This window comes from Streptomyces sp. NPDC020597 (assembly GCF_044335095.1).
GTDB lineage: Bacteria > Actinomycetota > Actinomycetes > Streptomycetales > Streptomycetaceae > Streptomyces.
In genome coordinates, this window is the sequence record NZ_JBIRUL010000028.1 from 85,590 (window position 1) to 93,934 (window position 8,345).

The 8,345-nt window shown below is 71.9% G+C and carries 5 protein-coding genes; 2 read left to right on the plus strand and 3 right to left on the minus strand.

The annotated features are described in order from the left end of the window. Positions 1-5: 5 nt before the first annotated feature. The gene (locus ACH4ZA_RS33005) at positions 6-2,366 is read right to left on the minus strand and encodes a TIM-barrel domain-containing protein (protein ID WP_398432925.1); all 2,361 of its coding nucleotides are present in this window, start codon (positions 2,364-2,366) and stop codon (positions 6-8) included. A 214-nt stretch (positions 2,367-2,580) separates the two neighbouring features. On the opposite strand from ACH4ZA_RS33005, the gene ACH4ZA_RS33010 reads away from it, so the two are divergent. Further along, on the plus strand, positions 2,581-4,548 hold the full coding sequence (locus tag ACH4ZA_RS33010; RefSeq protein WP_398432926.1) for an acetoacetate--CoA ligase: 1,968 nt from the start codon (positions 2,581-2,583) through the stop codon (positions 4,546-4,548). Positions 4,549-4,763: 215 nt separating this feature from the next. Continuing rightward, positions 4,764-5,657, plus strand: a complete 894-nt coding sequence (locus ACH4ZA_RS33015) for a hypothetical protein (RefSeq protein WP_398432927.1) — start codon at positions 4,764-4,766, stop codon at positions 5,655-5,657. Between the two features lie 92 nt (positions 5,658-5,749). Here the strand turns inward: ACH4ZA_RS33015 and ptsP are convergent, their stop codons facing one another. Together ptsP and ACH4ZA_RS33025 are read right to left on the minus strand one after the other, a co-directional pair. After that, entirely contained in the window at positions 5,750-7,420 is a 1,671-nt protein-coding gene (ptsP, locus tag ACH4ZA_RS33020) for a phosphoenolpyruvate--protein phosphotransferase (protein ID WP_398432928.1), read from the minus strand. Between the two features lie 80 nt (positions 7,421-7,500). Further along, on the minus strand, positions 7,501-7,950 hold the full coding sequence (locus tag ACH4ZA_RS33025; protein ID WP_398432929.1) for a PTS glucose transporter subunit IIA: 450 nt from the start codon (positions 7,948-7,950) through the stop codon (positions 7,501-7,503). Between the last annotated feature and the right edge of the window lie 395 nt (positions 7,951-8,345).

Below are 8,345 nucleotides of genomic sequence, written 5' to 3' on the forward strand. Positions count from 1 at the left end.
CGTCGTCAGCCGAGCCCGCGTACGCGCACCGGGCAGGACGGTGCGTGCACGCCGTCCTCGCCCTCCCGCTCGACGACCACCCGGGAACCCTCCCAGCGGGCGACGTACCGCTCGATCTCCGGCTCCCGCCAGCCGTCGCCCGGATCCCGCACCACCAGGCCGCCGCCCGTCCGCCCACGGGCCGGCGCCCACACCTCCAGCTCCAGCTCACCGCCGTCCCCCCGAACCGGCACGACCGCCCCCGCGCGCGCCAGCACCGGGATGCGCGACAGCGGGGCCTCCAGCTGCACGCGCCCCGGCCCCCGGTGGACCCGCCCCGTCGCCGTGTCGTACCAGTGCCCCCTCGGCAGCTGCACCGGCCGACGCTCTACGCCCGGTGCGAGCACGGGCGCGACCAGGAGGCTGTCGCCCAGCAGGAAGGCGTCCTCGCAGTCCCGCAACGCACGGTTCCCGGGCGACCCCCACCACACCGGACGCACATAGGGGGCGCCGGTACGCCCGGCCTGATGCGCGAGCGTCACGAAGTACGGAAGCAACCGCCTGCGCTCGAGGAGCGCCACGCGCACGTGCTCCAGCACCTCCGGACCGAGCTCCCAGGGCTCCCGCAGCCCCACCCCCGGAGGCGATTGCGTGCGGAACAGCGGCATATAGGCGCCCAGCTGCAGCCGCCGGAGATACAGCTCGGGCGTCGAACCGCCGTCGACGCCGACCACGTCCGCCCCCGAGTACGGCACCCCGCACAGTCCGAGCCCCATCACCAGGGACAGCGAGGCCCGCACACCCGGCCAGCCCGCTGCGACCTCCCCCGACCAGACGCCGCCGTACCGCTGCAGACCCGCCCAGCCCGACCGCGACAGCACGAACGGCCGCTCCTCCGGAACCAGGTGCCGCAGCCCCTCATAGGCCGCCCGCGCCATGCACAGCCCGTACACGTTGTGAGCCTCGCGATGATCACCGCCGCGCCCCTCCAGAAAGTGCCGGGCGGACCGGGGCAGCGCCGACCCCCCGAACGCGGCCGACGACGCCGGCTCGTCCATGGCGTGCCAGAAACCGGCGAAGCCCTGCCCCAGACGCTCGGCGTAGAGACCTCCCCACCAGCGACGCACCCGCGCGTGCGTGAAATCCGGGAACACCGACTCCCCGGGCCCCACGACACCCTCGGCGAGCCGACCCGACGGCTCCCGCACGAACGCGTCCTCGGCGACCCCGGCGTCGTACACCGCGCTGCCCGCCTCGGCCCGGACCGCGGGACCGACGACCGACACCAGGCGCACCCCCTCCTGACGCAACTCCTCGGCGAGCACCGGAAGCTTCGGGAAGCGGTCCTGGTCGACCGTGAAGACCCGCCTCTCGTCCTCGTGGTCGACGCCGAGATGCACGGCGTCGAGCGGCAGCCCGTGCTCGCGGTAGCCCGCCACGACCTCGCGCAGCTCCTGCTCGCCGCCCCGCCCCCACCGCGCGTGATGGTGACCGAGCGCCCACGCGGGAGGCACCGCCGGCGGACCCGTGAGCGCCGCCCAGGCGAGGAGCACGCGCGCCGGGGTGCCCACGATCACCCAGCAGCGCAGCGGACCCCCGTCCATCCGCACCTCGCAGGCGCCTGGCCGGTCGTGCCCCGACCCCGCCCCTTCCGCGCCCTCCCGCAGCGTCACCGTCCCGTCCCACGACGTGTCGTGGAAGACCAGATGGGTGGCGGCGTCGGCCACCACCAGGTGCACCGGCATGGTGAGGTGGAGCGGATCGGCCCCGCGATCGACGGCACGACCGCGGTCCGTGTTCCACAGCCGGTACGATCCGTCCCGCAGCCGGGGTCCGGACGCCCTGGCGCCGAGTCCGAAGAACCGCGCGTCCGCCGCCACCTCCGAGCGCTGCAGCCAGTGCCCCGGACCGCCGTTCAGCGGCTCCCACCACCGGGGCGGCAGATCGCGGCGCAACAGCACACCCCCCGGCGTGCGCACCTCGACAGCGCCGTGCCGTGAGACCACGACGGTGACCCGTTCGGCGACCACCCGCCAGCCGCCGTCCTTGTCCGGCTCGAGCACCGCCCGCGGGTCCGGCTCCGGACAGCGGTCGGCCAGCGCGTACGACGGCTCCGGCTCCGCCCCGTCCCAGCCCCAGAAGACGGCCCCGGTCACGGCGACGTGGATCCTCAGCAGCGAGCGGGCGAACCGCAGCGTCCCTCCTCCGGGCCCCGGCTCCGCCTCCAGCACCGGACCCGGCACCCGCGCCCGTTCGGGCCCCCGCCGCGGCAGGGCGGCGGCGTCGACACGCCTCCTGCGCCACGCTGCCCGGACCGTGCGCAACCCCTGGACAGCTCCCGAGGAGCCGACCGCCTTCATCGAGCGCACCAGGTCACGACCGTCCATGCTGTTCACCCTGTCACTGACCGCGCCGCACGCGCGGGTCGTTCAACTTCCGTTCATCCGTGGCCGGAGCACATCTGCACGACACGGACTGTGTGGAGTCCACCCTGGTGCTGAAGTCGATCACATGGCATCGTCCGTGTCAGCCGCGTCACGCGCACCACCCCAGCTCGTGCGCGGGTGACGCACACGACGCGCCGAGTCCGGGAGCCGCCCCATGCCGACCGTGAACCCCGAGCCGCTGTGGCGGCCAGATCCCCGGCGCATCGCCCGGGCCCAGATCACGCAGTTCCAGACCTGGGCGGCCGACCGGCACGGAGCCCCGTCCCAAGGCGGATATCCGGCCCTGCACCGCTGGTCGGTCGACGAGCTGGAGACATTCTGGACGGCCGTCACCGAATGGTTCGACGTACGGTTCTCCACGCCCTACGCGCGCGTGCTCGGCGACCGCTCCATGCCCGGCGCCCGCTGGTTCCCCGGCGCCACGCTGAACTACGCGGAGCACGCCCTGCGCGCGGCCACCACCCGCCCGGCCGAACCGGCCCTGCTGCATGTCGACGAGACCCACGAACCGACACCCGTCAGCTGGTCCGAGCTGCGCCGCCAGGTCGGCTCTCTGGCCGGCGAGCTCCGCGCCCTCGGCGTCCGCCCCGGGGACCGCGTCAGCGGCTACCTCCCGAACATCCCGCAGGCCGTGGTGGCCCTCCTCGCCACGGCCGCCGTCGGGGGAGTCTGGACCTCCTGCGCCCCCGACTTCGGTGCCCGCAGCGTCCTCGACCGCTTCCAGCAGGTCGAACCCGTGGTCCTGTTCACCGTCGACGGCTACCGCTACGGCGGCAAGGAGCACGACCGCCGCGACGTCGTCGCCGAACTGCGCGCCGAACTCCCCACCCTGCGCGCGGTGGTCCACATCCCCGTGCTGGGCACGGACGCCCCTCAGGGGGCCCTGGACTGGGCGGCCCTGACCGCCGCCGACGAGGAACCCGTCTTCGAGCAGGTCCCCTTCGACCACCCCCTGTGGGTGCTCTACTCGTCCGGCACGACCGGCCTCCCCAAAGCCATCGTCCAGTCCCAGGGCGGCATTCTGGTCGAGCACCTCAAACAGCTCGGCCTGCACTGCGACCTGGGCCCCGAGGACCGCTTCTTCTGGTACACCTCGACCGGCTGGATGATGTGGAACTTCCTCGTGTCCGGCCTCCTGACCGGCACGACGATCGTCCTGTACGACGGCAGCCCCGGCCATCCCGACACCGGCGCCCAGTGGCGCATCGCCGAACGCACGGGCGCCACCCTCTACGGCACCTCCGCCGCCTACGTCATGGCGTGCCGCAAAGCGGAAGTGCACCCCGCGCGGGACTTCGACCTCTCCAAGATCCAGTGCGTCGCCACCACGGGCTCCCCCCTGCCGCCCGACGGCTTCCGGTGGCTGCACGACGAAGTGCGCGACGACCTCTGGATCGCCTCGGTCAGCGGTGGCACCGACGTGTGCTCCTGCTTCGCCGGAGCCGTGCCGACGCTGCCCGTCCACACCGGCGAACTCCAGGCGCCGGGACTCGGCACCGACCTGCAGTCCTGGGACCCGAACGGTCGCCCCGTGATCGACGAGGTCGGCGAGCTCGTCGTCACCAACCCCATGCCCTCGATGCCGGTCCGCTTCTGGAACGACCCCGACGGCAGCCGCTACCACGACAGCTACTTCGACACCTATCCCGGCGTATGGCGCCACGGCGACTGGATCACCATCACCTCGCGCGGCTCCGTCGTCATCCACGGCCGCTCCGACTCCACGCTCAACCGTCAGGGCGTGCGCATGGGCTCCGCCGACATCTACGAGGTCGTCGAACGGCTTCCCGAGATCAAGGAATCCCTGGTCATCGGCATCGAGCAGCCCGACGGCGGCTACTGGATGCCCCTCTTCGTCCACCTCGCCCCGGGAGCCGCCCTCGACGAGGCCCTCCTCGGCCGCATCAAACAGTCCATCCGCGAGCAGCTGTCGCCGCGCCACGTGCCGGACGAGGTGATCGAGGTCCCGGGTGTGCCGCACACGCTCACCGGCAAACGCATCGAGGTCCCGGTCAAGCGACTGCTGCAGGGCACCCCCCTGGAGAAGGCCGTCAACCCCGGCTCCATCGACAACCTCGACCTGCTCCACTTCTACGAGGACCTCGCCCGCAAGCGCTCCTGAACCCCCCGGCCGGTGCGGTGCCCACGCGCCGCACCGCACCGGCGGGATCACCCCCGCACGGCCAGGCTCCCGACGAGACCGGCGGTCGCGGCAAAAGCGCCACGACCTGCACCTTCACCGGAGAAGCATCCGGTGCCGCCCTCGGCCGGAGGTCACTGTCAGTGCTCTCGATTACTGTGAGTGAGCATTGATCGACCTGCACACCGGGGGAGAACATGGCACACACCGACCACCAGGCCATGCGGCGCGTCCTGCGCCGTGAGATCGCCGGCACCATCGGCCTGCTCACCGACGAACACGACTTCCGGGCCATGCGGCACTACCGCACCTTCACCTTCGACGATCACGTCACCTACCTCCAGCAGGTGGAGAACCTCCTGAAGGCACGGGCCCTGCAGGGCGCCCACACCACCGTGGCCCTCTTCGACCCGCAGGAATACGCCGAGTACTGCGCCGACAGGGGACTCGACCCCGACATCCCCGCCCACCGCACCCGCTTCACGGCAGAACTCGCGACCACCGGTCCCACCGTCCCCTACGAGGGGCAGCCCCTCGCCGACCTCGTCCCGGCCCTCGTCGACGAAGCCGTCCGCCGGGCGACCTGGGAATACGCGGCCACCCTGCTGGCCCGCCTCGGAGCCTGCGAGACCTGCGGCGAAGACATCGGCCGCGCCGCATTCACCCGGGCCTCGGCACTCGTCGCCCGCATCCTCGACACCGCCCCACCCGGCGACCGACACCTCGTCTGCAGCGTCACGGCGGTGCCGGAAACCCTTGTGGCAGTCCTCCACGCGGACGAGGAAGCAGGCGGCGCCACACGGTTCGACGAGGCCGAAGCACTCGAGTTCACCACCGTCCTCGCCCTCGGCCTCGCCACCCGGGGCCCAGGCGGTCTGGTCATGCGCACCACCGCCCCCGGAGCCCGCGACCAGATCTACGGATGGCGCGTGCGCGGAGACGGGCTCGAACCCCTGACCGCCGGGGAGGTCTTCGACGCCTACTGCACCGACGTCGAGTCGGGCGAACTCATCTCACCCGAGTCCGGCGTGGACTACTGCTTCCCACCGGCTCTCGGCGCGGAAGGCCCGACCCCGGGCCACCACCACTGACGAAGGGCCCCCAGCCGACAGGGGCGCTCCTCCCGAAGGCGGAGCGCCCCTGCTCACCCGGCAGCCCCCGAGAGGAGCCGGCCGCTCACCCGCTACTCGCCGGACAGCACACCCTGCGCCGCCTGCCGGGCCTCCTCGGCGCTGTCCGCCGCTCGTGCGGCCGCTGCGGCACGCTCGCACTGCGCCATCGTGTACTTCGCCAGGGCGGCCCGCACATAGGGAATCGACGCCGACCCCATGGAGAGAGAGGTGACCCCCAGACCCGTCAGCACACACGCCAGCAACGGATCGGCGGCGGCCTCGCCACAGACACCGCAGCTCTTGCCCTCGGCCCTCGCCGCCTCGGCGGACAGCGCGACCAGGTCGAGCAGCGCCGGCTGCCACGGGTCCTGCAGACGCGACACCGCGCCCACCTGACGGTCGGCGGCGAAGGTGTACTGCGCGAGGTCGTTCGTGCCCAGCGACAGGAACTCCACCTCCTGCAGAATCGAGCGAGCCCGCAGTGCGGCCGACGGGATCTCGACCATCGCGCCGAACTTCGCGCGGAGCCCCGCCTCGCGGCAGGCGTCCGCGAACGCCTTCGCGTCCGCGCGGTCCGCCACCATCGGAGCCATCACCTCGAGGTACACCGGCAGCCCGTCGGCGGCTTTCGCCAGCGCCGTCAGCTGGGTCCGCAGGACGTCCGGGTGGTCCAGGAGCGTCCGCAGCCCGCGCACGCCCAGCGCGGGGTTGGGCTCGTCGGCCGGGGTCAGGAAGTCGAGCGGCTTGTCCGCACCGGCGTCCAGCACCCGCACGACGACGCGGCCCTCGGGAAAGGCCTCCAGCACCTGACGGTAGGCCTCGACCTGCTTCTCCTGCGTCGGCGCGTTCTTGCTGTCGTCGAGGAAGAGGAACTCGGTGCGGAAGAGCCCCACGCCCTCCGCTCCGGCCTCGACGGCAGCCGGGACGTCCGCCGGCCCGCCGATGTTCGCCAGCAGCGGCACCTTGTGCCCGTCGGCGGTGGCGCCAGGTCCGGTCGAACCGGCCAGCGCGGCCCTGCGCGCGGCGGCGGCCGACTCCAGCTCCGCCTGCTTCTCCTGGCTCGGGTTCACGAAGATCTCGCCGGTGCTGCCGTCGACCGCGATCATCGTGCCCTCGGCCAGCTCACCCGCGCCCGGCAGGGCCACGACAGCCGGCACTCCCAGGGCACGGGCGAGAATCGCGCTGTGACTCGTCGGGCCGCCCTCCTCGGTCACGAAGCCGAGCACCAGAGTCGGGTCCAGGAGCGCCGTGTCGGCGGGGGCCAGGTCCCTCGCGACCAGCACGTACGGCTCGTCGCTGTCCGGCACCCCCGGCATGGGGACGCCCAGCAGCCGGGCGACGATACGGTTCCGCACGTCATCCAGGTCGGCCACACGCCCGGCCAGATACTCCCCGGCCCCCGCGAGCAGTTCGCGGTAGGCGGCGAAAGCGTCGTACACACCGCGCTCGGCGGTGCTGCCGACGGCGATGCGCCGGTCCACGTCGACCATCAGCTCGGGGTCCTGAGCCATCATGGCCTGGGCCTCGAGCACCGCCTGGGCTTCGCCTCCGGCCAGATTGCCCCGCGCCGTCAGGTCGGCCGCGACGGCTTCCACGGCCTTACGGGCGCGCCCCTGTTCGCGCGCCGCCTCCTCCGCGGGTATCTGCTTCGCGGGCGGTTCGAGCACCGCCGTACCCATGTGCCGAACCTCGCCGATCGCCACACCGTGACTCACGCCGACGCCTCGCAGCGTTGTCTCCATCTCACCCGTCTCCGTGTAGTGCGGCGGGCCCCGCCGCCGCGGTGGTTGTCCTGCGCGCCTTCGTCATGAGGACGGCGGTGTCACTGCCAGGAAAAGAGAACGTCGCCGGATTTCACGTCGCCGTCCTCGCGGAGCTCGCGGAGCGAGTCGGCGGACGCTTCGAGCGCGACGACCGGGCAGACCGGGGACTTGCCGGCCTTCTCCACCGCGTCCGGGTTCCAGCGCACGATGCCCTGCCCCCGCGTCACGGTGTCGCCCTTGTTCACGAGAACCTCGAAGCCCTCGCCGTTGAGCTGCACGGTGTCGATCCCGAGATGGGTGAGCACGCCGTGCCCCTCGGAGTCGACGACGACGAACGCGTGGGGGTGGAGGGAGACGATGACTCCGTCCACGGGGGCGACGGCCTCGGAAGGCTCACGCACGGGGTCGATCGCCGTTCCGGGGCCGACCATGGCCCCGGAGAAGACCGGATCCGGTACAGCGGCCAGTCCGATGGCGCGTCCTGCAAGAGGAGACATCACGGTGGTCATGGGGAGCCTCCCAGGGGTGGAGATGTACATGGGCCGTCACTGCCTGTCCACGAAGGCGCACTCTGCAGCAGCGTATGTCATAGGAAGTACCTGTTCCGCACGAGAGATCCCGATCCGTGGTCTAGACCACTAGCCTAGTCGATTTGCAGCGCCTCTGGGGCCGCGTGTACAGTCGTACTCCTGCCTGAGGGTGAGTGAGGCGATCAAGCGCGCTCCCCGAGCAGCATCCAACTTGTCAGATCCCAACTCGGATCTCTTTTCGCATGCCTGCGAGAGAGTGGTCAGAGGGCCGGAAAAACCCTGATAGAGTCGGAAACGCAAGACCGAAGGGAAACTGCCCGGAGGAAAGCCCGAGAGGGTGAGTACGAAGGAAGCGTCCGTTCCTTGAGAACTCA